The organism is Nostoc sp. C052 (assembly GCF_013393905.1).
Taxonomy (GTDB): Bacteria; Cyanobacteriota; Cyanobacteriia; order Cyanobacteriales; family Nostocaceae; genus Nostoc.
In genome coordinates, this window is sequence record NZ_CP040272.1 from 1344589 (window position 1) to 1370318 (window position 25730).

Consider the following 25730-nt stretch of genomic DNA (forward strand, 5'->3'; position numbering starts at 1 on the left):
TTTCATTACAAGGAAAATCAACATGGCTACTATCAAAATATCTGACTTACGTCCTATGGGTTCTGAACTATTCTTTGATTCAGAAAGCTATCTCACTGAGTTATCAGATGATGAACTAGCAGGAACTCAAGGAGGTTCTTCATGGGCATGTGTATATGGCGCAGCAGTATGGTCTTCTGTTGGGTGTGCAATTGGTGTGACAGTAGTTACGCTCGTAACTGCTGCTACTTATGGTGCTTACCAGGGATTTCGGGCTGCGCGGCGGTAAAGCTAATTTGTTGAACTTCAGATGAGATAAGAATTAAAACTTACTGATTAGTTACTGATTAGTGTTAGTTTTACTCTATCTTATCTATCACATCATCTTAACATTCTAAAACAAATATCTGGAGGCAAAAAATGTCTACAATTTCCATTGGTAATCTTAGTCCTACTGGTAGCGATCTTCTGATTGATTCTGAAAACTATCTTTGCGAATTAATAGAAGAAGAGCTAGTTTTAGTTCAAGGAGGTTATACAGGTGTACAAACTTCTGGTTGGTGTTTTGCCGTCCAACTTGGCACATGGACTCCAAATGCTTATCAAATAGGTTATAATGCAAGCTACTATTTGGGAAAACGATTCAAATAATCATCCAATATTTTTTACTACTTAGTAGCATAAAAATAAGTTACGTATCAGGTATGTTTTCAACCTGCTGTAGATGGAGACGCTAGACATAAATACCGAAATTCACACATAGATAAACAAAGCCCTCCGATTTAAATCAGAGGGCTTATTATATTAAAAAGAATTAGATTATCAATGAATCTGCCTAACTTCCTAACTCAATATTTGTCATCACTTCTACTTCTTCAACTTGTTGCTTCACCCACCCACTAAACAAATCTGACATAATCTGATAACGCAACTTATCATCTAACTCTGGTTGAATAAGTTCCTCAACTAAAATCAGATGTATACCCTTAGAAGTCACTATTGGCTTCAGAACCTGCGGAGGCTTACTAGCAAACACAGCCGCCGAAATCTCTGCTTTTAACTCTTTACGTCGCACAATTCCCCGATATCCTCCTACGCGGCGTAATTCCTTATCTTGGATGTATTGATGAGCAACTTCAGGAAAACTCACCTCACCTTCTCGTAGTTCATAAAAAAGTTCCATCCCCAAATCTTCGTCGTCCAAAATAACTTCATATATCACAGCCCCACCATAATCTAATTGATGTTCAAAAAACCAAGATTCTACTTTTTTACCAAACAGATATTCTGCTAGCTTTCCAGAGATAACATTGGTATAAACCATCTCCTCAAAATCATCAACAGACAAGCTATTTTTCTGTAACCATAGCAAGGTTTCGTCAGCGCTTCTGAGTTTGCTAAGTAACCGGATATTGTCTGCTGACTGTTGTAATTCTTCAGCATCTATTTCAATACCTGCATTAGCGGCGGCAGAAATAATAATCTTGCGGGTAACAATTTGTTCAACGATTGAGGGAATTTGACAAGAAAGTTTGACTTGGTGAAGAATATCATTTGCGGAGATAGTAATAGCTTGTGACATGAGGTAGTTCCTAATTAATTTAAAAAAAGTGAAAGCAGAGGCTCTGCCTTTTTGAGGACATTACCAAGTGGAACCTAACAAAAAGGTGAGATAGGTAAAGCCTAAAAAAGTAGGCTTTGTTTATATAGCCCCAGGCTAGAAGCCTGTGGGCTTATATTTGAATGTATTTACAGTTTTAAATCACCTTGTTGCAACTTCTTAAATGGATCAATCAGTAAATCAATAATCCGGCGCTGACGGATGATTACCTCAGCTGTTGCTGGTTGTCCTGATTTGAAAGAAATACATTTACTTTCAGGCTGAATGCAATTTTGAGTGAGTTCAACTTCCAAATCATAAGTAGTTAAATTCCCTTGGGCTGTTTGCGTAATCTTAGAATCTGGTGAAACTCGACTCAGTTTACCTTGCACAACTCCGTAATCTTGAAAGGGATATTCATCAAACTTTAGTTTAACTTCTTTCTGTTCCTTACCCGAACGTATTGACTCGCTTTCAGATGTAGGAATTTGTCCTTTAAATACCAGACGAGTTCCTTTTGGCGCAATCTCGGCAATTAGTTCTTTAGGTTGTACTACTGCTCCTTCTCGCTTTATTGGAAGTTGAAAAATTGTGCCATCAAATGGTGCATGAATGACATATTTTGCTAGCTGCTCATTCAACGATTTTATTTGACTTTTAGCTTGATCGATTTCTGATTGTAAGCTGGTAATTTGTGAGTTCAATTCATTAACTTGCTGCTTGCTCTTGGAAATCGCTAATTTTCCTGCTTCTAACAAACTTTGGTAGCTGCGTTTTTGCTCTTGCAAGCGTAACGCGGCTTGTTGAATATCTGACTCCGCTTGATGAATAATACTCTCATAGCGTCTTTGTTGTTCTTGCAAACGCAATTCGGCTTGTATAATATCTGACTCTGATTGATTTAGCAAACGCAAATTTTCTTTTTTCATTGCTTCCATCTCTTTAACTTTGATGTAAGGAACGGCTCCTTCCGAAAAAAGGTTTTGGTAGCGTTCTTCTTCAATCTGAGCATCAATTAAGCGACTATCCGCTAATCTATAAACTGTTTGGCTATCAAGAATAGCTTGTTTCGCTTGGTCAATAGGGGCAAGTTTTTCTACTTTTTGTAAATGATAAGAAGTATTCACAGAATTGAGATTTTGCCGCGCTTGTTCCACTTGTGTAAGTTTTTCTAATTCTTGAGCTTTGTTTTGTTGCTGTTGAGAATTTATCGCCAGGATTAACTGATTTTTTAACACATTTAACTGTGCTAATCGGTTCTGTTGACCTTCTAATTTTGTCCCCTGTTGTTGGAGTTCATCTCGCACTGATTTGGAGTCAAGTTCCATTAAAACTTGTCCAGCTTTGACATTATCACCTTCCTTAACATACACTGCCATAACTGCAATCGCTCCAGGTATATCTGCCTCTCGTTTGACAGTATCTCCCTTGAGTTCTAATCGTCCTCTAGCAGTACCTGTTTCATCGATTTTATAGAGCATTGCCCAAGGCAAAATTATGGCTACAAATGCTACTAAAAAATACAGTAATCCCCGCGTCCAAATATGTGGTAAAGTATCGAGTAATTCTTGAGTTGCACCAGACCAATCATCATTAGAAGTAACCAAATCATTATTGGATAGAGGATTGTGATTTGGATTAGGTAAGTCTTTGTTGCTGCGATCTGAATTGAAATCTGGTAAAAAGTCAGAGTTAGAGATGTAAGTCATGTGTTTAAATTCAAAATTGTTTGTTGTTTTATTTAGTTCATCTCATCTCGTTGCTGTTGAGTGAGATAGAAGTAATAGCCTTGTTTTGCCATCAGTTCTTTGTGGGTTCCACTTTCAACTAGAACACCATCTTTTAGCGCCAGAATCAAATCAGCATTACGCACTGTAGAGAGACGATGGGCAATAATTAACGTGGTGCGACCTTGACGAATTTTGTTTAAATTCGTTTGAATAATTTGCTCGGATTCAGCATCAAGATGGCTTGTGGCTTCATCAAAAATCAATACTTGAGGATTGCCCAATAAAGCACGAGCGATCGCTATTCTTTGTCGTTGTCCACCCGATAACATTCCTCCACCCTCGCCAATTTGGGTTTCATAGCCCATCGGCATCTGTTTAATAAACTTATGTGCCCCTGCCAAACGAGCTACTTCCATAGTTTCTTCTAGAGTAGCTGACGGATAACTAATAGCAATGTTTTCTCGAATAGTGCCGCCAAATAAAAATGTGTCTTGGTCAACGACACCAATTTTAGAACGCAGCGATCGCAATGATAAACTGGTGATATCTTGACCGTCAATCAATAGTTTTCCATCAGTGGGTGGATAAAGACCCAAAACCAGTTTAGAAATCGTTGTTTTCCCAGAACCACTGCGTCCTACAAGTGCTACTGTTTGCCCAGGCTTCACCTTAAAACTGAGATTTTGCAGAATATTAATTTCACTTTCTACTTGATAGCGAAATGTCACATTTTCAAAACAAATATCACCTTTTAAATTAGGTAAAGATTGACGGGGTGACAAATGCAAATCTTCTTCCGGTTCTGCTTGAATCACATCATGGATGCGTTCAATTGCAATCACAACTTCTTGGATCTCATTCCACAACACAGCCAAGCGTTGGAAAGGATGAATAATATTGCCAAGCAACATATTAAAAGCAACTAGTTGACCAATAGTCAGGTTTCCATGAATTACTTGCCAAGCTCCAAACCAAAGCAACCCTGTATTCGCCAATGTTTCGATTACAGAACTGAACATCTGAAGCCGAATCTGAATAACTTGCCCAAGAAAGTTACTTTTTACTGACTTATTAAGTAATTCTTCCCAATGCCAGCGAACAGTTTGCTCTACTGCTAAAGATTTCACAGTACGAACACCAGTTAAAGCTTCGATTAGATAGCTACTTTCAGCAGAAAAAGTGGTAAATATCTCTCTGGAAACTCGTTGTAAAAACGGTGTGGCAATCAATGCTAGTAAGACAAAAGGTGGCACGATAATCAATGCACCCAGTGCCATCTTCCAGCTATACCAAAACATTAATCCCAGGTAGATAAATACCGTAAGTAAATCGAGTAAAATTGACAGGGCTTCACCAGTCAGAAACCGTTGAATTTTGCGATTTTCCTGGACGCGAGAGATAATATCCCCTACATAGCGCGACTCAAAAAAGCTGAGTGGCAATCGGAAAGTGTGTCGAATAAAACCCACAATTAATGACACATCTACCCTGTTGCCTGTTTGGTCTAGCAGATATTGCCGCAAACCAATCATGGCGACACGGAACAGGCTAAAAATCAGCAAACCCAACCCCACCGTTGTCAAAGTCAACTCAGATCGCTGTACAACTACACGATCTAAAATCAACTGGGTAAACAGTGGTGTAATTAATCCAAAAATCTGAATAAAGACCGAAGCAATAAACACTTCCAACAGCACGAGCCAGTGGGGTTTGACCAACTCAAACAACTGCCAAAAAGGAGTACTATCATTTTTGGTTTGTTCGATCAATGCTGTGGGTTCCAATAACAAGGTATTGCCAGTCCAGCCAGCTTTAAATTCCGCGTGGCTGAGGCTACGCTGACCGATGGCAGGGTCAGCTAAAATTACCTGTTTCGAGGTCACTTTGTAGACAACGACGTAGTGATTGCCTTCCCAGTGGGCGATCGCTGGCAAAGATTGTTCAGCAAGTTTGTCTAGGCTGGCTTTCACAGGTCGAGTTGAAAAGCCGATGCTTTCTGCTGCTGCTACCAACCCCCGCAGCGAAGCTCCATTCCGGTCAACATTAGCTAAGTCCCGCAACCGATTGACACTAAAACGCTTACCCCAGTAACGAGCAACCATAACCATACTTGCTGCACCGCAGTCAGCAGCACTCTGCTGTGCAAAAAAGGGATAGCGCTGAGTAAGACGCTGCCATAAATGACCAACTTGTAAAGTTGGACTGGGGAAGTAAGCTTTACTAATCTTTTTCTGCTGGCGCTGAGACTCAGAAACTTGTCTAGATGTGAAAGTTGGGGTTTTGGCTTGGTACTGTCTAGTATCTTCCCATCTACTTTCGTTCTCCTCTACCCTAAAATTGGGATGAGGATCGCTAAGATAATTCAGCCCATTTAGCTGCAAATTTCGGTGGACTGCTTGTTGATAAAGATACTGATAAATCGCAGGATATTTGCGGTATAGCTCTACAAGACACTGTTCAGGAAGGAAGCAGATAGTTGGCGCATCCCTAGCTGCTTTTATTGAATAAGACTGCCAAGATTTTTCTGGAAACAATGTTAATTCACCAAATGACTCTCCTGTATTTAGTGCAATAGGGCGTGCATCATCATGACTATCGATTAACCTGGTCTTGCCTAAAACAATGATGTGTATACCGGGTTCAGCTTTTTCTGATGACCAGAATTCTTTCAAGGCCGTTGGCTGTATGATTTTAATGTGTTGGTGCAACACTAAAAATTCTTGTTTAGTCAGAGACTGTCCAAGCACCTTTGCAATAAGATCGCTAGAAACGAAGGAATTAGATGAATTTTGAAGCATACTTGCAATCTCAATTGATTGAATGAAATTGCCACAGACCAGGATTAGGTTCTGAGGCTTCTGTCAAATCGTTAATCACAAGCCGATTACCACTGTTGTTGTGTTTGAATTCATTCGCTTCTACAGGAGTAGGTCGAGTAGATAAACCCATTTCCTTGAGCAAACGATTGATGTGGCGAACGCCTACTTCAACACCCAATTCTTTTGCTAGATGCTTGCTTAACCATTGTGCTGTCCAACGCCGAAATGAATAGCCGAAATCTTTTGGACTGTGGCTCATTAGTTCTTTCAATCGTTCTCGATACTGGTCATCAACTATCTTTGGCCTACCAAGAGGAGAGGTATTCCAATTGTGAGCCTCACCTGATTTAGCTACCAAAATCCAGTGTCTTACCGTCATCCGAGAACAGTTTACTAATTGACAGATTTGACTCTGGGTTTTACCTTCGTCTGCTAACAGCATGATTTGGATACGCTGATGGTATTTTTTAGGTAAATCTTCTTGCTCTAAAATTTTTTGCAGTGCCTTTCGCTGAAAGGGAGTCAGGTACTGTTGCTTAATAGAAAAATTTTCAGAGTCGAAACGATTGTTTTGCTCCATATCTCCGCTATGTTTTATGTCCTAATATTCTTATTGGAGACAAAATGATAGCAATATGAGGGTAGTATCAGTTATTTAGAAATAATTTTGGTAGATTGTGCGATCGCCCACCGCAGGCACAAGGTTTACAACAAACTATTGTAAAGAACCTAGCTTGTGTCAGATGAAACGACGTATTTACGTTAATATACAAGATTCATTTGTACGGTTAATAAGTCCTAGTAGTAGCGCATCTATGCTAAAATTTTGAGCTCATAAAACTTTCAGAAGCTCAATTGTGTAGATTTAGAGGGACTATTTTTCCCAATAAATTAGGCTACTAAATACGCTACTACAGATTGCCACTTATCTTATTTCACCCCAAATTCAATAAAAGTCTGATCATTGCATCAGATATTTGTCCTTCAGTTACATCATCCACCCATTGCCATTGCCCATTCGGATTGTTCTCTAGAAAAACATATTGCTCATCTGGTGTAACCACAAAATCCATTGCAGAGTATTCTAAGCCTTGGAAGTATGTAAACTTTAGGATTTGAGTTTTAAGATGTACAGGAATGTCAACAAGTTCTCGCTTCATCTTTCCCGGAGCTAGACCTCTAAAGTCTACTCTAGACAAGTCATTATCTTGAGAGTAAATAGCAACAGGATATATATCCTTGCCTACAACTGTAACCCGCAAATCATATTTTTTATCAATATACTCTTGAAAAAGAGTAGGACAGTTTTTTATTCCATCTGCATTCTCTACAACCTCCTGATCTGATAAGAGACGTGTAAACATTGGAAAAATATGTCCATCAAGCAAAAAGTTTGGCTCATCCAAACTTTTTGTACAGACTTTACCTAGCCGCTTAACAAACTCTATTGCTCTACTAGGATTATTCGTCGTAAGTGTCTCAGGAATTCTCATATCCAGTTTTCTAGCTAGTTGTATCTGCTGAAATTTGTTACGAGACCGATGCATATTCGGCAACGGGTTAACCCATCGACTAGAATCGTGAGTGCCAAAATATAATCCTCTAAGTAAAGCAGTACTTTGAGCTTTAATAAATGCAGCAATTTCATCGTTAGTATGAGAAACCTCGATTTCTTTTGGTCGGCGAAACCAAACACTTAGGACTTCGCTTGATTGGAATTTTTTATGGGAATCTCTGATAAAAACCAGAAAATTATCCCCATTAAATTCTATTTCTACATTGCTATCAAAATCCTCTGTATTAAGGCGAATAACCTCAATATCGAGACTTTTATTGAGAATCTTCCCTATGACTAAATCTGCATGAGAATCTTCTTTGGATGTAATAATTAAAGAAATATTTCTATTCATTGATATTTTTCCCAAATAAATTATTTAACCAAAAATCTTTCGCATAGTTATTGCAAGACGGCTTTGATGAAACTCTTTCTTGAGCATCGAATAGATTCGGATATCTACCAAGCTCTTTGTTGCATAATTCATGGAATGCTGCCTTAAGATACCTTCAAGTTTAAAGCCTGCTTTCTCAAGCAATGAAAAGCTAGGTGTATTAAAGTCATAAACATTACAAATCACTTTATTCAGGTTAATTTCATAAAAAGCAATTTTTAAGCTCATAAATAGACCTGCTGATCCATAACCCTTGCTAAGAAATTCTGGCAAAATACCACCAGTGAGTGTCCCTCTTCCAGTTACTTCATCTTCAATGAAAATTTGACTAAATCCATATTTTTCATTGTTACTACATACAATGTAGCGATACAGACCTTTGTATTGTCCAGAAATTTTTTGTTGTACATACATCTGCCAATCTAAATCTTGATTTTGAAGATTTAGATCAAACAAGGAAGACCAATAATTATTTGAGAAGCAAGACAAATATAATTGAAAATCTTCGCCTATATTTGCATCTCTCAGTATAATTCCTTTCAACATATACAATTAGGATGTAAATGATCAAAAAATTTATGGTGAAATTGAGCGATACCAAAAACTATGGTATCACTCAAAACCAGTAGCCCTAAGACATTACTTAGAATTAGAATAACTAATAACTAAAGCAATGTCAGAGGTTTTGGTCTGCTTCCCTTATGAAGAAGTAGAATTTCTATCAATCAGTACCTTTATCATCATTAGATTGATCTGAATCTTCCCCTGTCGCCCAATGACCAGTCGTAGCAGCAACAGTAGAAACGGTTGTAGGTTCACTACTTCCTCCCATCTCAATTATGTTAGAAGTTTGTGTTTTTGGATCATAATCCCACTTTTCAGGGATAGGAATGTAACCACGCTTCGTTAGATCGAAATTTTCCCGAACTAGCATTCCAATTGGAGTTGCAGTTTTCATCATCTTCAACCTCTATAAGGTGCATTTAATTATTTATTGGGAATACTCTCAAGCAAATATGAGGGTAGTATGAGTTTCTCAAGAATTATTTTGGTAAGATGGTCCGATCGCCCTTTAGCACATCAATACTTTTCAGTTATATTTGTTGAGGCAAGGTGGGGTATCTGAGGTAATCCTCTATTCCCCATAGTTTATGACACCACTTGCTTTCCGACGCAGGGAGACAAAAACGCAGTGGCTCCCCTATGCACATTTTTATGCGTCATGGTGTACGCAGTTTCTGACGGCTAATTAGTACATCACTTCTGAGTTGAAAGCATTATCGAACCGACGAATGCTTCTTGTGCTACCGATTCTTTATTTAATTGTTTGAGTAAATTATTCCAAGCTGCTTGAATACCAGCATCATTCGGGTATTGAAAATGCAGTTCTGCCACATCATTGACTGCATCGTACCAAAGATTATTTTTAGTATAAAAAATAAGTTTTTGTGACTCATCCGTTTGGAGATTTTGCCAGCGATCACCATCAACTATTTTGCGTTGTATCCAGCCATCGACAACGACATCCGGTTCATCACTATGACTGGTGTAACAGTTCACCATCAAATACCAACGGTAATTTTGGTTGGGATCTAGTAAGTTTTGGGAATTTGTCGGTAGGGTAATTTTGATCAGTCCTGGTTTTGCAGCTAGCTTAATTGCTGTATGGTAAATCGTTTTGTGTTCCTGTCCATCAAGTAGTAAAAAATCTGCGTGTTTAACATCGTCCTGGGTGTAAGGCACGTAAAACCAAAAGCTGGGATATGGAGAGTTTGTAAAATCATTGCCATTGTTGGCGTTAAGTGCTGTCAGTGTTTTATTCGTCTGCTTACACGTCGCTTCTGGGCGCGTTGTTCCGGGTGTGGAATTTCCTTTTGGCGTACCTGTTGCAGGTGGTGGTGGCGGCGAATTTGCAGATAAATTTGGTTGTTCGAGTCCTTGTGTACCCAACATCAAAATCCCACTACAGATAAACCTGATAAAAATCCCAACCTGTTTCATGTCTGTTGTTTGTTGTAAACGGTATTACCTAACCAAATAACACCCCAAGGGGCGACCAAGGCAATAATTCCTGGAATCAGTGGTATCCACCCACCCAAAGCGAAGATACTCCAGCAGATTCCGTATAACATAGCACTGCATATACCAAGTGCCAAGCCTCGGTGAAGTGAGATTTTGACACGCCAAATCACAATACTTCCCGTCAATGACCAGCAAAATATCCATAGAGTTTCACTCCATTTTGGTAGCCACCATAATAGTGGTCTGTGGTCTTCTACGGTGCTGAGTAATTGGCTGACGACATGGGCGTGGATGTAAAGCGATCGCATTTCACCTTCTGGTGTCTGATGTGGATCTTTGACACTTGGTGCAACTACACCAATCAGGATAACTCTATTTTTCACCCAAGCGGGGTTAAAGCGCTCGCTATCTGCATTCAAAATATCTCTCAGGGTGACTTGTTGAGCAATATGAATGGGGTCTAGAGTATGGCGGTAATTAATCAGCAGTTGGTTTCCCCGTGCATCTAAGTTTTGATACCCCCCACTAGATTTTTCCAGATGGTTGATGACAAATGTGCCAAATTTCCAATCATCTTTAAAGGTTGCTACTGGAATTTTTTTGGCATTAAGATATTGATACGCTAATTGCCAGCCAAAGGAATATTTGGTAGTACAGGGTGAAGCTTCAGATATCGGATTTTCGCTACGGGATAAAAGATAACGACGGACTATTTTATCTTTGTCGTCAAATAAGTCAACAAAACCTAATGGGATTTCTGGACTTTGGGATGGAGGTGCAATGCTTTGTTCTGGACTGTTATTCAAAGCACATACAGCTATCAGGTTGTGATTTTTCTGGAAATGATTAATCAGTGCTTGATTACTAGCTGTATCATTAATTGGTACAGGTGAATCGCGGACAATACTCAATCCAATAGCTGCGGGTTGATACTGCTGCAATTTGTCCAAAAGTCGAGTTATTACAGCATCTGGTAGAGGATAACCATAGGTGCGGATGTCTTTTTCATCTGCGCCAACAATTAATAGACGACTGTCTTCTGATTCCGGCGATCGCATCTGCATTAGATGGTCAAACGCTTTCATTTCCCAAGGCTGTAATATCCCAAAATATCTAATTAATGTCATCAAACTAGTGACAATCAAACTAGCAGTTAAAGTTATTTTATAATTGATTTTTAACTGACATGATGAACACGAAATATATTTCTTTAATTCTTGGTTTTTACCTCTTAAATTTTCCCAAAGAGGTGATATTTCTGCTGGATTTTGAAAAATTACTGGCAACCAACTAGCAGCCGGAAATTCACTTTCTAAACCCTGTAACTTTTCCCGTGCCTGTCGCACTGATAAATAAAATGATTGGCCTTCCGCAAAGTTTATTAAAAATTGCTTCAGAAACTCCTGCGCTACTTTATCTGGCACTCTTTCACGCATGACAATAATTTGGGGAATATGTAAATCCTCTAATTTCTGTGCTAACCCCAAGCCATCACAAGAGTTAAAAATCGCTATTTGCAACCCATTTTTTAAAGCTTTTTTCAGACCATTAGTAAAATATTTTATACTTAGATATTCATTTTTATTTATGTGTATATAACCAGTATTATCTTCCTTACTGCTGTAGCTATGTCCGGCAAAATATATAATATTCCATCCTTGATTATCCCAAAGTAGTGCATCTAATTCTGAATGTTTTGGTTCTACTAAAAATACTGTTTTAGCAGATGGTAAACTCTCTAATATCTTCCGATCTGTGTCAATATCAATTCCTTTGCTATCACCTAAAATAGCTAATATTTTTACTTGTTGAGTATGATTTTTAACCTGAGTTTTGGTTTCAAATTCGATGGAACTTAAACCAACTTCTGCTTTGGGATAATCACTAAAAAAACGCCAAAGATGCCAAGGGAGTTTCCTAAGCAATATATCTTCACTTTGAATAATAAAGCGGATTTCATCATCACTGCTTAACTGCATCCGTAATTGGCGATCAATGTGGCGGAACTCTTCAGCATCTAGCCAGATATCGATTTGTTTCTGTAACTCATCACATACTTTATAAAAATCTACATCGGAAAAGTGGGTAACATCAGCATCATCAATTTTAATATCTTCATCCTTTAGCTGAGGTTGGCGTAAACCTACATTTATGTAGCGAGATTCGTAGATTAATTCATATAATAATTGCCAACGGCGATATAGGTCAAGAAGAATCGGGCTAGCTGGTAAACTACCTTGAAATTGTCTCCATTGTGAATTATCCTCTTCTTGTAGAGGCTCGTCAAGTGACTTTTCGCAGAATAGCTGAATAGTCACAAAAGAAAAACCTGAATGCAAGTTACCTTTTCCCAGGTTTAAGATAACTAACTTACTCATTGCTGTGTCAATTTAAATGGTTCAATTACGAATTCTTCAGTCACTTTAAACTCATCAATAGACACCTGAATTTTAAAGGTTTTTCCTGGTGGGCAAATAAATCGTTTCAATTGAATAAAGTTATCTTGAATCCGCGATTTAATTTCCTGAAGAATAGACTCTGATTGATAAATTAAAGCTAATTTGATATTAGGCGGTAAGTAAGTTTGTCCTTTAGCTGGATGTAGTTGCACGCGCACAGCTACTTTTCCATCACTTCCTGGTGTCAAACCAACCAAAAGTGCAACTGATTGATTACTCAATTGCATCCCCAAATCAATTAGTTTGATCCCGTCTACAGATATACCTTTAGCTGCTACCTCATTGTTTCTAAAACTATAAATTAAATTTCCAGATTCTTGATTAAATAGTGTATTTAGAGATTGCCAACCATCATCGAAGGTATTTTGTAACCATTTACTCAAATTGTTAGTTTTTACTTTACTTTTTGTCACGAATCTACCTGTCCGTCGCAGATATAACTGCTGCCGCCATTCATCATTATTCAGCAATGCTGCCCATTGTGCAAATGGTATATTAACTCGCAAACGTGGAGAATAAATAGATGCATCTCCTAACATCTCTAATAAACTTTGAGCATCAGGTTCAGATAAAGTAGGTAATTCTGGGACTTCCTCACGCATTTGCATACCTAGTGTTAGCTGCATAACTGTGAGGCTTGTGATTAACTGATCTGTTGATAATATATAAGTGCGATCGCGTGGATCGTACTTGCTCAACTGTTTGACTTGACGATGTGTTGCAAACCCCTGTATTGTCAATGTACATTCATCTGCATTTGCTTCTAAATAAAGCTGTACGGCTAAGTAATAGTCACCTACAAAAGTAGGGATATCTATCCACTCTTGAGGAACTCGCAGTGATCCTGAACCTATGTTTTCGTTGGGGATAAGGATAATTCGCCGCGTACCAATCTCGATTGCAGTACCATTTACTACTTCTAAAATGCTGCCTAAGCCATCTTCACTAGGATAAATTGAAAAATTGGATAACGCTTCATCAGAAAGTTGGTTATTCAGCCAGTCTAAAAATGTATATAAGCAAACACGATTCAAATAAGCACTGTACTGCGCGAGTTTATGAGAATGCTGTTGTGCGTCTTTCCAGGCTTGCTGTTGTATGGAGGTAGGTATTCGCAACAATAATTGGTTTTTCAAAGCTAATTTGGTTTGTTTATTATTGTATTTATCATACAACAAAGGTAGATATACTAACATATATTTTTTACGATTTTTATGTCAATATTAAGTGTTGAAATTTGGAGTTGAAGCTATGATATTTGATATGTTTATATTGTTTAGTTAGCCAGATATTTAAAAATTTTCTAATCATTATGTCAATTTGTTTGAGTAATACAGTTTCTAATTCAGAATTTGTTTGGTAGAGTAATTCGTTCACTCTGTCTGGGGGAATACAAAGTTGGTTGCTGATAGCATTAGTGTCTAGTTTTTGTCCATAGTAAAGCCGCAATAAATCCTGAGATTGAGTGTTCAGTTGTTTGACGGCTGTAACCAACGCTGCCTGAATTAAATCAGAACAATCGGGAGTTTCGTAATTATAGTTCAACCAGTTTTTCACGTACCCAGTGACCCATTGCGGCGGTTGTTTTAATGAATATACCGCATTAATTAGCCTGCGCTCAATAGTTTGTAAACGACGTGCGATCGCTCCTTGGGTAACTGCAAATTTTGCAGCGATTTGTTTTTGATTCCATCCCAATCCATAGTAAAGATCTAAAATTTCTTTTTGGTCGTCATTGAGCGCCAGTAATTCGTGTTGTAACACCACCTGCGTTCGCTGACAAAGGCTTTCTTGCTCAGGTGTAGAATCTTCTATTTCCAGGTGAAAACCCCCATCTGACTCAATTTTACAACTAACTGTACCCATTACTTCCAGGGAAATACTTGGGGCAATTGACTGGGGGTAATTTTGCAAAGCGGTAATGCAGGTTTCCATCCACCCTTGCAGCTGTTCTCCAGTCACATTTTTACCGACTGCGACTTGATGCGGTGCTACAGCTAGTACTTTTTCCGCGTTGTAATATTGTGCTGCTTCTTGAAAGTCATTACTATCTGGTTCTACCCAACGTTGTCCGATGCGAGTTGCAGGGTTTTGGATTTTATTGAATTGATAAACTTGTTTAAAATATTTACAAGCAAACAAAAATCTGGAAACCTCCGGTTCACATATACCATATCGAATTAGTGCTTCTTTCAGTTCTTTGTTACTTTTTTTGCACAACAACCGCCATTTGGAAAATTTGGCAACTGCACCCTCGTCTTTAATAGTTTTTCGCAAAACTTCAATTATGTAAGCGTAAAGTGGCGAAATTTTAGGGTCGTACTTAGCCAAAATTTCTCGAAATTTCACGGGATCATAAACTAAGCACCTTGCAAAAAAAATATATTCTTCCCAACATTTATATTGGTTCTCTTTCCATACTTGTGAAGCAGCACGATAGCAACTTTCCTCACAATACAAACTTAAATGTTCCCATGCTTTTTGGATGCGGTTTTCGGGTTCCCAATTATATTTTGAAGGCAAGTTATTTAGCGCCATATCGAGCCAGAATTGAACTAAGCCTTGCTCATTTTTTTGATGTAATAATGCTGCAAATTGGTCGTGTTGAGTTTTATATAAATCAATATTACGCTGTAAATGTGGTTCAGGTTTCCATTGAATTGCTCTGCGACCAATTGAATTATCTACAGTCATGTACATATAGAATCGATTAACTAAGTGCTGAAGGCTAGACAATATGGGTAATTGATTTAACATTATGACCTGATTGGCGCACGCTTCAAAATTGATTTGTTTATGGATTTTTATTTAATAAACTGTATAAAAAATAGCCTTTTTAAGGTGTGATCCAAAACCTTGCCAATATTTGTCAAATCGAATAGCAGGTGTAGGAAGCGTGGGGTTACATCATATTTGTCTCATGCTAAGTGTCATAATTGCGTTGTCCAAGGTCAGGTGATAGCAATTTGTAACCATTGAGACTCCGGCTCGTTAAGCATGATGCTTGGAAGAAAAGTTAAGTTTCTTACTTTAATGTTGGGGCGGACTCAGACGATTTATGCGGTGTCATCCCAAAAAGCTACGAATTTCGCTATGAAGCAGAAAATTTCAAAAGTATCACAAAATCGCGTTGCTCCCGTTGGCAAGATGCTCGTTCGCGTAGCGTCCCGTAGGCAAAGAAAGATCCACCTGAACACTCTGCGAAGGGCGATCGCAAATCATAAACGGTCAATTTCTTGAACCTATCCCACTAAGGGACTTCCAAAAAATAAAATCAGCAATACATAGAATGATAATCATTTTAAGTAACCAAGCGAGTAGCAGCCAAGGTGATTTTTGAAAAAGAAATTACCAGCTAAAGTGGTTGAATCAATATATCCTATTTTGGTAGAAGTGGATTTCGCTGCAATCTAGACTCGATTTGCGATGGTGTTAACGATCTAGTTGAGGTTGCATTGATGAAAAAGTTCAAAAATCTACATAAAAACTGTATGAGATTTTTGGGTTAATTTGCGACAAAATCAATACTTTAGTCTCTATCTTCCTCCAAAATGGTATTAGCTTGAAGATATTTGTTCATAAAACTGCTAACTGTCAATATTAGCCAACTGGACAACTTATAAATCGCCATTTGGTCTAGCTGTTTCCAGATCAAGTCTTGTTAGGTTAACTGCTAAGGCAATCAGCTTTGAGTACCTATGGCTACCAAAACACTGACCAAACCTAAGCAAAGACAAAATTCTCAAAATCGCTCATGGGAAAACCTGACAGATCGCCGCAAACTCCGCCATATTGAAAATACATTGGATAAAGCGATCGCATCCTCAATTCAGGATGATTCTATCCAATCCCACGAAGACTTTAAAGCCTATGTAGAAAATTACAGCCAGGAATCAGGTAAAGCCCCCATCACAGTAGAACTCTGTGTTGGAGGTGGAGATGATGACGAGATTAGAGGCTATCGCTTCTATCTCACCAATGATCCGAACCACAGAACCAGTGGCAAGTACTTGATTAAAAACCTAGAAGGAATTACCAGCAAAGATGAAAACTACTTCACCCCTTCTAACATTGCTGAAATTTGCGGTTTTGCTGAAACAGAACTAGATGATCTCGATGATGAATTAGAAGATGACCTGCTCGATTTAGATGAAGAAAATGAAGAAATAGATCATACAAACGATGAACTAGACGACCTATTAAATGACGATTTCAACCCTAACCTAGATGACTTAGGTGAAGAAGACGAGCCATCTGTTAGTCGTGTTAGCGCAGCCCAAACTAAAACTCAAGCCAAAACTTCAACTAAAACCCAAAGTAATTCTCAGCCTAAAACACAACCTAAAACTCAGGACAGAGCTAAGACCAATAAAACTGCTGCCAAAAACTCCAAATCCAGAGAGCCTCTAGACGAAGCTTCGCGTTTAAGTGCCACAGCTGCCACCAATGGGCGAGAAGTGAATGGGGTGAATTTGGCAGGCTTAACAGGTGAACTGGCATCTCTGGGAATTGCGGTGGGACAAGGTGTTTTGGAACAGCTAGCAGCTGAAGCTGATGAAAAGCGGCTTGAACGAATTCTCAAAGAACTGCAACAGCAGAATGACCGCGTAGATAATATAGCCAGTCGCTTGCAAGAAGCAAAGCCGGACTCACCAGAGTCTCAAAAGTCTCAAGATTTTCAAACTGTATCTGAAGAATCAGTCACAGATAATCCACTGGCTGTAGCTGCTACCAAAATCGGCTCGAAAGTAGATAATCTTGGTGACAAACTAGACCCCAAATACCAATCTCAACCATTTGAATTAGATAAGGATACCAGCGTCAGCGAACAGCTTGACCAAATTGAAGCCTACCTGAAAGTTCTTTCCAAGCGACTTGACCGTTTAGAAATGGTAGTTAGCCGATTGGAAAAACAGATGGCAGCACCACAGAATAATTCTACTGCTGTCGAGTCAGAAACTGATGCAGATATTGTCCAACCTAACTCTGCTAACCAGCAACCAGCAAACGTTGACATTTTAGAACATTTGACGAAACGCCAAGCACAGCAACAACAAGCTGCTTGTGCCGATGCTTTAGTGGGGTTTGCCAAAGTAGCTAGTGAGTTATTTGACCAATCACCCCAAACAGGTATCGCCATTTCCAGTAACAAAACTTTATGGGTAGAAGCACAGGATAAGCAGGTAGCCATAGCCTTAGAAAATACCCAAGGTGAAACACTCTTTGCTGGTACTCGCACTCAGGGACAGTGGGCGATCGCACAAGACAATCTCACCCCTGATGAAAAAACGGGCATCTGCAAACTGCCACAGTCGAAAGAAGAATACGCTCTCAAAGCCAGCACCCAAGCATTAATTCAAAAATTTCAAGAACAACTACCTAACCGATTTAACAGCAATGATGAACCGACATTCACCTGGACTGAAAAGGGCAAAGTCAAGTACGAGTTTGAAGTAGTAAAACTGCCCAATGGTACACGCCTACTTCAAGGATTTAACCCTAATCGTAACGATGAACAAGTGCTTGATGCCGTTTTAGTACCAGGGCAGCCTCCGGAGATTTTGCAGTGTAGCATCCCCCTGCGTGAGATAGAAACCCTACTGGACAATCAGCAATCAACTCGCTCTACCCAAGCCCAGACTGATAAAGATACTGCAAGGCAACGCCAGAAACAAACTCAAAGAAAAGCCAGCAAACCAGAAATGCAAGTTTAATTCTACAAACGAGAAGAGAAAAATGAACAACACAAAATCTCACATTTCTCAGTTAAAACTGCTGTCATCTCGGAAATTTTCAACCAACTTGAGAAACCTGAAAATCAACCGCACAGACTTACTTTTCATTTTACTATGTCTTGCGATTGGAATTTATTTATTAGCAACCAAACCCATATTCGTCACTATTTTGGGATGTGCCACCATTGTTTTCTTGAGTATTGGGTACGTAATTCGGACAGTACCAATTTTAGAAAAGTATTTAGGTAGAAAAATTCGCTTCTGGCATATTGTTGCCGCCATTATCACTGTTACCGCTTTAATCGATACTTTTACAACTCCAGCCCAAGCTATTTTCTTAAGCGGGTTGGAACCCTGACTGTCTTATTGGTATATAACCGTTAGGCACAACAAACGCTATATGAGAAACGAAATACGGTAACAGTCAATGTGATTGACTTCACGTTTCTTGTTGCCTGTGTTTCTTAGTAATTAAGCTTAACTCTACTTTTTGATTTGCAGATGTTGTTTAAAGTACATTTTGTCATTTCTCTTTTGTAGCGATACATACTAAAAACTTGTAGAAAATTCAGTAAACTCAAAAGTATCTCCAAAAAGGAAAACATCCTATAGAATTTGTATTTATGAGCCACCTCGTACTGCCTTAAAGTCCTGATAAAAGCCTAATCAAAACCTGCGCTAAAGGTATCTAGATAATTTTATTACCTCTCAATTCGTGAACCGAGATTCAAGACATTTATCGCGGTTTTAATGGTTATGCCGATTGCAACATATCAAGGTGTCAACTCAACGTCCATCCCTCAACTGAAACATCAAAGCACAGGTGCCAAAAAGTAAAATCGCAACCTTACTTTGTCCCCTTCCCTTCAAAGCACAGGTGATTATGACCGATAACCCTGCTTATATGTGTACAAAATCTTAATCTAACCTTAGATTCTTCTATGAAAACAATTGCTACATTGGGACTCATGGTTGCATTAATGATTATTATGGGCAGCCCCACTTATGCTTTTTCTACAAACACAATAAAAAACATTCTCAAGGTCGTTAAGGGCTTTCGATTTTTTCGAGCAGTTCAAGCCCATGATGCCATCTTAGCTATTGCAACAGGCGGAGTTTTAGCATTAGCAGGGTATGGTATTTATCGGTTTATAGAAAGTAGGAGGTAGTTGATGAATTGCTAAATTCATAATTCTACTTTAAGAAGTAGTTATAGGCTTAGATAAAATATTTTTAAAATAAAATTAAACACTCGATATTGATTCATTATCCATTCAAAGTGGAAAATCTGATTTGTTGGTGGACTGAAAAAATGTAGAAAATTTGGCTCTTGGGCAGTTGAATTGATTACAGGGAACAAACGCATTTACCAAGAAGAGTTTTTCAAAAAGCTCTTACTGCAAGGGTTTCAGCAAGGATTCATTCAGTGGGAATTGCTGCTCAATACTAAAATTGGCTTAGAAGTAACACCTTGCAATGCTACAGATTTGTGGCAGTGGCTTTGGAATCGATTTAATGAGGGTGCAGCACCTCCTATTCCCCAAGTCATTACACTGAAGGAGACTGAGACAGGACTGGAGTTAACAGAAACCCTAACCACCGATAAACACATTTGTACATTACTGATTGAAGGACAACAGGGACGCTCTGCCTGTCCCGAACATCGGGGAGATAATGACCGAGTTTACCTCACAGGTAAAAGCAAGGTTTGTGGAGTCATGGTTGTAACAGATCCCCCCGTCGGTTGGTCTAATGCCCAAGAACAGCTAAAGTGGGTCTGGAAAATCCTTGCTTCCAGCTATGTCCACGATACAGAAGCTTGGATTGAAATTAGCCGCAGCAATGACTTCTTAATCCAAGACAACCTGGCGCGTCAGGCAAAACAATCCAAAACAGCCCGCACTTTAGCCATAACCAAAGGACAGGGACGGGACGTTGGAGCGGAAATCAAACAGGAGGAATCTTTTGAAGCCCAACGACGACTTTATGAAGGCACGAAAGCGTTGCACTGTGCGCCTGTATTTCTAATTTACCGCCACAGTGCCCAAGAGTTAACCCATGCTTGCAACTTATTAGCTAACAGTTTTGAGACTGCCAAAGTAATTCGAGAGCGTAATATTGCTTGGGAAATTTGGCTGCAAACCCTGCCGATTACCTGCAAATGGTTGCTGCACGGAGGCAATCTCAGCGAACGCAGAATAACTTTAGATACCCATACTGTAGCTGGAATTATGCCCCTAACTGTCCCCAAGGACATCGATAAACAAGGTGTGGAATTCCTTACCAGTCGTGGTGGTAAGCCTATTTATGTTGACTTATTTCACCAGCAGATTGGACGCGCTCTAATTACAGGTACTTCCGGCTCAGGAAAGAGCGTTTTGGGATGGCGCTTTGCTTTAGAGGCATTAGCGAACAATATTCCCGTTGTTGGTATGGATATCTCTGCCAGTGGTAACAGCACTTTCAAAACTGCGATTGAGCTTTTGGGCGAGCAAGGAGCATATTACGATATTTCCAGTGGCAGCAGTAACCTACTGGAACCCCCAGATTTGCGACGGTTCGACAAGTCAGAACGGGAACGGCGCATGGAATCTTGGAAGGACTTTATTCGCAAAGCATTAACTGCGATGGCTTCGCCCGCCTTCGGCAACGCAATGGGGAAAGTCGAAAACCCCCATCTAGCTCAACGGGTTGATGCTTTACTGGTGAAAGCTTTGGACGTATTTTTAAAAGACGCAGAAATTATTACTCGTTACAACCGAGCCTTTGAGATGGGCTGGCTTTCACCAGAATGGCAGCAGATACCCACGCTACCAGATTTCGTCAAGTTCTGCACTAGAGAGCGCCTTAATCTGAGATCCTTTGAAGAAATTGACCGACAGGCACTCAACCAAATCCAAAATCAGGTTAGTGCTTTACTAGCATCTAGGTTGGGCAAAGCGATCGCCAAGAGAATAACGATGGCCAACAGGCTGAAAGTAGTCTGATTGCAAGTTGATATATCTAAAAACTGCATTAAGGAAGGTGAATCATGAAATCTAAACTTACCTTTATCAGATTGATAGCACCGATTCTAATTTTGTCACTTGGTTCTATCGCCAGTCCAGCCCTTGCCAGTACTCAAGACAACGGTCGAGATCCGGTAGCTGCTGCTGTTAGTAATAAAACTACTGGTAGTAGTATTTTCACCGCAGACACAGCATCTCAAATCAATGATTTTGTGGGAGATGTCAAAAATTTCGCTCAAAATGACCTATTTAATCCTCTTGGCAATCTGCTCAATTCTGCCTTGGGTGCAATTCAAATTCCAGATTTAAACAAAGTTTTGGCAGGAATCATGAACGGTTCAGCCAACAACGACCCTGGTGCCGTGCTGTCTGAAACTTTGGAGAACAAAACCAATGGTCAAAGCTCTTATGGTATCCGTGAAGACCTTGGTAAATATGCTACTAGAACAGTTGCCACAGAGATCGCTAATCAGGCTACTTTGAGCCAAACAGCCCAAAGTCAGATGGCTCAAATTAAGCAAGCTACTCAACAAGATACTCAAGAAAACATCAGCTTGGGTGAGGAATCCCAAAGTTTAGATGTCACTCAACAGATTTTGCAAAACCTATCCCAACAGACTGCCCTTAGCAGTCGCGTCAACGAGCGGATGCTTATTGAAGCCCAGCAAGCACGCATTGACAGGGCATTGAGTAACACCTTAACCGCTCAAACAGCCAAGGAACTTTCAGCCATCAATACTGCCGATCGCCGTAAGAGTTTGGTACAGTTTTATTCGTGGCGATCGCAATATTGAAAGCGGCTCATCAAGTCAAAGCGCGTAACTTTTGGAATCACTCACTGCTCATTTTACCCCGATTACTACTCGCGTTCTAATTTAAGTGCTTTTAGAACATGATTTTGAAATCCTACTAATCCACCTCGGCTAATCCAATGTTTGTTCAATGTAGGCGTTTCCAACCTTATCACTTTACCCCCTTGAAGATGGACATGATAACCAAACACCATGTCTTGTTGTGGAGGTACACTTGAAAAATCTGCTATCCAAACTACTTGAACGCGACGGGAGATACTAAATTCTCCATCGGCCGGCTCTTCATACAAAGTCTTGTTCAGAAGTTTGACAATATGCGTTACTTTGGCACGTTGTCTTAAAAGAATAAGTTCGCCTTTCTCTGGCTTAAGGGCATTCTTTGCTTGTTCTGTTTTCCAATTTAATTGAAAAATATTTAAATCTGGGTCAATATTTTGATAAGCCCAATCTTTATCATCACCCTGATGATTTACATTTTTAGTCCACTTTAATTCTGTCAAATTCATAAATTTACTTTGTGTTATAAAAAGGTGTCTACATTTGCTTGCTGAATTATCTTTATTCTGGTTCTTATTTCATTGATTGCAGTACTGCTCTATTTCTTTCAGCTTCTCTATGGATTGTTTGTTAGCATCGTTATATGTCTGCTCTTTCCAAGAGGCAAAGCCAGTAGTTTTGTAGTGTTGAAAAGCTAATTCTTCTACTGTTAAAGCCGCCGCGTATTCTTTCACAAGCTGAACTAATTTATTGTCAGTGTACTTGATAGATAAAATAGCGTCTACTCTCGCTGGCTTAGAACTAGTAGTAGCATTGGTAGCATTAGCAAGTGTAGTACATTCAAATTTATTCACATCGTCAGGGACAGATGAAGGAATTGAAGAAGATTCAGATACACTTCCAGAAGATGAAGAAACAGATGAAGCGGCTGGAAATGAAATATTGTTTTGTTTAACGATCAAGCCTAAAATTATAAATCCTAAGATAATAAATATGATATTAAAAAACATTCTTAAACCTTGGTGACATGATCGGATAAATATAGAAGATACATAAGTTTCTTCATAGGATTTTCCAGTAAATCCTGATATATACCACTTACAAAAATTCCATAAAGCTGATAATATTACTACCTTTGGATCATATTGCTTTTTGCCAGAGGTAGATTGATAATATTCTGAAGATTTATCTGGTGATTGTTTTTTTGTAGGAGAATTTGTTAATTTAATTTCCGATGAATTTGATGAAGGCAATAATTCCTCTGCTAATGTAAATTCTTGGCTCCATGCCGGGAACTCTTCACCTGTATGTCGTCCGTACACCTGAACTATTTTAACGGATGAAATATTCAAACTCGTTATTCCTCTGCGAATAAACTCAACTAAAACCTGTTGCTCTGGGACTGAAGTTGATTCCAACATTACCTTTAATCAACTATTTTTAAAAGCAATCTTGGCATTGATACCTTTGGGTTGGAGAGAGCGGTTTATCAAAATACCAATCGCTTGTGCATCACCCTGCTTTGCAAGTTTTAGATAATTTGGTTGCGTCATTTTTTAGTTCAAATAGGTTTGGTAGTGCTGAACTCCACAAAGCCCTATTTGCTGTGGACACATAGAAATTATTTACCACATCGTATTCTCTACAAACTATTACTGTCATCCGAAGAAAACGAAGATTTTTTAAAAATAACATTAGGTCTTTTCAGGAAATTTACTGAAGTATTATCATCCAGAAGCTGTAATTTTTTCAATGAGTTTCGTGGAATTTACCATCTTAGTTGACCGTACTACTGGTAGAGATGAGCGTATTCCTTTTAACCGCACCTTTACCGTCCAAGCAGTGGAGATTCCCCGATCTCCTCTAGGTAAAGATGCCCCCCTGGTAGAACAGAAAATTTATGAAGTGCGATCGTCTGGACTGCAAATTACCAAGATGGTTGAGTTCAATTCTCAGCAACGACGCTAAAGGAAAAAGGTAGAATTATGACCAATTCAAATCAAAACCATGAATTTGACTACCTAAACGAGAACTCTGCTGATTATTCGTCAGAATTCAACAGTATTAACGGCAATCATCGCTCTAACCAAGCCACTTTGGTGGCTGATGATGACATCAGCCTTGAAGAGGAGCAGTTGTTGGCAGGTTATAACCTTACCGCAAGTCACCTCATTTCCGAAGAATATCGCTTGAAACAAGATGCAGAAGGAGCAGTAGAGCGACCGTTAGCAGAAAAACCTAGTGTTCGACTAGGTTCAGTAGTTGCCTTAGTGGGAATCGTTATTGGCTCTGTAGCACTGATCTGGTTTAGATTTCTCCAACCGAAACCTCCTGTCAAACAAGTAGTTCAAACTCCTACTACATCTCCAAAAGGCGAACCAGTTTTAGATGAATCTGCCGAACTGAAAAGCAGATTAGCCTTTCAAGACCAACAGCAACAACTCATACCAATTTAATATGAAGCTGCATATAATAGAGAAAACAAACTCGATAAATTAAAATAACCATGAGCCGCCCTTTTAAGATTGAAATCGCAGAGAGCGAAGAAGAACTTAAAAAACGCCTATAAACAGCTAATTTAGGGAACCAGAAAGAAAAACTTATTATGCTGTGGTGGATAAAAAGCGGGCAGGCCAAGGAGCAGCAAGATATTGGAAAACGCTTGGCTAAAGATACATCAACGGTGACAAGATGGTTACAAAAATATAGATCGGGTGGGCTAGATGAATTATTGAAAATAAAAAAAGCTCCGGGAGCAAAACGGAAAATTCCTGAAGGAGCGATCGCGGCACTTGAAGAGGAGTTAAAAACAGGAAAAGGCTTTAGTAGCTATGGTGCAATAGTAGAGTGGTTAAAGCAAGAGCAGGGGCTTGATATCGAGTATGCAACGGTTTATGCATTGGTTCGATATCGATTAGGGGCAAAATTAAAAGTACCACGTCCTCAAAGCCATAAGCAGGATGAAAAGTTAGTATCTGAGTTTAAAAAAAACTCGGTATCATTCTGAATTGTCTAGAAAAACATCTAGCACCCGGCAAGTGTGTTCGTTACCTGTGCCAGGATGAAACGAGGGTGGGACTGAAAACTCTTACAGGAAAAGTGATTACTGCCTCTGGAGTTAAGCCTACTGTTGAGGTGAAATGGCCACGGGAAAATTTTTGGATTTATGGTGCAATTGAACCAAAGACTTGCGATCATTTTCTTTATGAATATCCAAAACTGAATGGCGAGTGTTTTCAACAGTTTTTGAACTGGCTATCTCAACAATTAGGTGGGGATTACGCTATTTTACAGGTTGACCAAGCACCTGCTCATACAAGTTCAGCAATTCGTTGGCAAGAATTTATTATTCCTCTGTTTCAACCACCTTCAGCCCCTGAACTCAATCCCATTGAAAGGCTTTGGCAGCTCCTCAAGAAACCACTCAAAAATCAGCTTTTCTCTTCTTTACAGAATTTACGCGATCGCATCCAAGAAATATTTAATCAACTTACACTTGAGCAGGTAATATCTATCTCTTCTTATAACTTTATTCTCGAAGCTCTTTTCTATGCAGCTTCATATTAAATTGGTATCAACCCTCTTTTGTTACCTTCGGGAAAGAAAAATAGAGAAGAAGA

26 protein-coding genes are annotated in these 25730 nt (G+C 39.1%); 11 read left to right on the forward strand and 15 right to left on the reverse strand.

All coding sequences use genetic code 11. The features are described from left to right. The first annotated feature begins 22 nt into the window (after positions 1-22). Together FD723_RS05570 and FD723_RS05575 are read left to right on the forward strand one after the other, a co-directional pair. The gene (locus tag FD723_RS05570) at positions 23-268 is read left to right on the forward strand and encodes a hypothetical protein (protein ID WP_179064431.1); all 246 of its coding nucleotides are present in this window, start codon (positions 23-25) and stop codon (positions 266-268) included. 131 nt (positions 269-399) lie between these two features. Beyond that, positions 400-630, forward strand: coding sequence for a hypothetical protein (locus tag FD723_RS05575; protein ID WP_179064432.1), 231 nt, complete (start codon positions 400-402; stop codon positions 628-630). A gap of 184 nt (positions 631-814) precedes the next feature. Here FD723_RS05575 and FD723_RS05580 read toward each other — a convergent pair whose 3' ends face one another. From FD723_RS05580 to FD723_RS05635, 12 genes are all read right to left on the reverse strand, one after another. Further along, the gene (locus FD723_RS05580; protein WP_179064433.1) at positions 815-1561 is read right to left on the reverse strand and encodes a peptidylprolyl isomerase; all 747 of its coding nucleotides are present in this window, start codon (positions 1559-1561) and stop codon (positions 815-817) included. 167 nt (positions 1562-1728) lie between these two features. Then, positions 1729-3288, reverse strand: coding sequence for an HlyD family efflux transporter periplasmic adaptor subunit (locus tag FD723_RS05585; protein WP_179064434.1), 1560 nt, complete (start codon positions 3286-3288; stop codon positions 1729-1731). 32 nt (positions 3289-3320) lie between these two features. Then, complete coding sequence (locus FD723_RS05590) at positions 3321-6107, reverse strand: peptidase domain-containing ABC transporter (protein ID WP_179064435.1); 2787 nt, start codon at positions 6105-6107, stop codon at positions 3321-3323. Between the two features lie 10 nt (positions 6108-6117). Next, positions 6118-6708, reverse strand: a complete 591-nt coding sequence (locus FD723_RS05595) for a helix-turn-helix domain-containing protein (protein WP_179064436.1) — start codon at positions 6706-6708, stop codon at positions 6118-6120. Between the two features lie 355 nt (positions 6709-7063). Beyond that, on the reverse strand, positions 7064-8038 hold the full coding sequence (locus FD723_RS05600) for an MvdC/MvdD family ATP grasp protein (RefSeq protein ID WP_179064437.1): 975 nt from the start codon (positions 8036-8038) through the stop codon (positions 7064-7066). Positions 8039-8062: 24 nt separating this feature from the next. Next, positions 8063-8623: a GNAT family N-acetyltransferase gene (locus FD723_RS05605; RefSeq protein ID WP_179064438.1), complete on the reverse strand. Its 561-nt coding sequence runs from the start codon at positions 8621-8623 to the stop codon at positions 8063-8065. A 175-nt stretch (positions 8624-8798) separates the two neighbouring features. Continuing rightward, entirely contained in the window at positions 8799-9038 is a 240-nt protein-coding gene (locus tag FD723_RS05610) for a hypothetical protein (protein WP_179064439.1), read from the reverse strand. Positions 9039-9334: 296 nt separating this feature from the next. After that, positions 9335-10078, reverse strand: coding sequence for a DUF928 domain-containing protein (locus FD723_RS05615; RefSeq protein ID WP_179064440.1), 744 nt, complete (start codon positions 10076-10078; stop codon positions 9335-9337). Then, a complete protein-coding gene (locus FD723_RS05620; RefSeq protein ID WP_179064441.1) occupies positions 10075-12477 on the reverse strand; it encodes a CHASE2 domain-containing protein in 2403 nt (800 codons plus the stop codon). The genes FD723_RS05615 and FD723_RS05620 overlap by 4 nt, the downstream gene beginning before the upstream one ends. Next, a complete protein-coding gene (locus FD723_RS05625) occupies positions 12474-13754 on the reverse strand; it encodes a DUF1822 family protein (RefSeq protein WP_179064442.1) in 1281 nt (426 codons plus the stop codon). The genes FD723_RS05620 and FD723_RS05625 overlap by 4 nt, the downstream gene beginning before the upstream one ends. Positions 13755-13770: 16 nt before the next feature. Beyond that, complete coding sequence (locus tag FD723_RS05630) at positions 13771-15315, reverse strand: sigma-70 family RNA polymerase sigma factor (RefSeq protein ID WP_179064443.1); 1545 nt, start codon at positions 15313-15315, stop codon at positions 13771-13773. Positions 15316-15649: 334 nt separating this feature from the next. Continuing rightward, the gene (locus tag FD723_RS05635) at positions 15650-15790 is read right to left on the reverse strand and encodes a hypothetical protein (protein ID WP_179064444.1); all 141 of its coding nucleotides are present in this window, start codon (positions 15788-15790) and stop codon (positions 15650-15652) included. Between the two features lie 466 nt (positions 15791-16256). Here FD723_RS05635 and FD723_RS05640 point away from each other — a divergent pair, with 466 nt between their 5' ends. From FD723_RS05640 to FD723_RS05660, 5 genes are all read left to right on the forward strand, one after another. Further along, positions 16257-18272, forward strand: a complete 2016-nt coding sequence (locus FD723_RS05640; protein WP_179064445.1) for a hypothetical protein — start codon at positions 16257-16259, stop codon at positions 18270-18272. Between the two features lie 22 nt (positions 18273-18294). Further along, the gene (locus FD723_RS05645; protein ID WP_256875078.1) at positions 18295-18651 is read left to right on the forward strand and encodes a hypothetical protein; all 357 of its coding nucleotides are present in this window, start codon (positions 18295-18297) and stop codon (positions 18649-18651) included. Between the two features lie 583 nt (positions 18652-19234). Then, complete coding sequence (locus tag FD723_RS05650) at positions 19235-19462, forward strand: hypothetical protein (protein WP_179064446.1); 228 nt, start codon at positions 19235-19237, stop codon at positions 19460-19462. A 174-nt stretch (positions 19463-19636) separates the two neighbouring features. Beyond that, the gene (locus tag FD723_RS05655) at positions 19637-21280 is read left to right on the forward strand and encodes a hypothetical protein (RefSeq protein WP_256875079.1); all 1644 of its coding nucleotides are present in this window, start codon (positions 19637-19639) and stop codon (positions 21278-21280) included. 44 nt (positions 21281-21324) lie between these two features. Next, complete coding sequence (locus FD723_RS05660; protein ID WP_179064447.1) at positions 21325-22095, forward strand: hypothetical protein; 771 nt, start codon at positions 21325-21327, stop codon at positions 22093-22095. A 65-nt stretch (positions 22096-22160) separates the two neighbouring features. Here FD723_RS05660 and FD723_RS05665 read toward each other — a convergent pair whose 3' ends face one another. From FD723_RS05665 to FD723_RS42520, 3 genes are all read right to left on the reverse strand, one after another. Next, positions 22161-22619 carry a hypothetical protein gene (locus FD723_RS05665; RefSeq protein WP_179064448.1) on the reverse strand — a complete coding sequence of 153 codons (459 nt, stop codon included), beginning with the start codon at positions 22617-22619 and terminating at the stop codon, positions 22161-22163. 69 nt (positions 22620-22688) lie between these two features. Continuing rightward, the gene (locus FD723_RS05670) at positions 22689-23531 is read right to left on the reverse strand and encodes a hypothetical protein (protein ID WP_179064449.1); all 843 of its coding nucleotides are present in this window, start codon (positions 23529-23531) and stop codon (positions 22689-22691) included. Between the two features lie 9 nt (positions 23532-23540). Then, positions 23541-23663, reverse strand: coding sequence for a hypothetical protein (locus FD723_RS42520; protein ID WP_256875080.1), 123 nt, complete (start codon positions 23661-23663; stop codon positions 23541-23543). Between the two features lie 199 nt (positions 23664-23862). Here FD723_RS42520 and FD723_RS05675 point away from each other — a divergent pair, with 199 nt between their 5' ends. From FD723_RS05675 to FD723_RS05690, 4 genes are all read left to right on the forward strand, one after another. Next, on the forward strand, positions 23863-24078 hold the full coding sequence (locus FD723_RS05675) for a hypothetical protein (RefSeq protein ID WP_256875081.1): 216 nt from the start codon (positions 23863-23865) through the stop codon (positions 24076-24078). 17 nt (positions 24079-24095) lie between these two features. After that, positions 24096-24566 (forward strand): hypothetical protein, encoded by a 471-nt coding sequence (locus tag FD723_RS05680; protein ID WP_179064450.1) that lies wholly within the window; start codon positions 24096-24098, stop codon positions 24564-24566. Between the two features lie 149 nt (positions 24567-24715). Then, positions 24716-25117, forward strand: coding sequence for a helix-turn-helix domain-containing protein (locus FD723_RS05685; RefSeq protein ID WP_179064451.1), 402 nt, complete (start codon positions 24716-24718; stop codon positions 25115-25117). 65 nt (positions 25118-25182) lie between these two features. Next, positions 25183-25677, forward strand: coding sequence for an IS630 family transposase (locus FD723_RS05690; RefSeq protein ID WP_256875082.1), 495 nt, complete (start codon positions 25183-25185; stop codon positions 25675-25677). Positions 25678-25730: the final 53 nt, after the last annotated feature.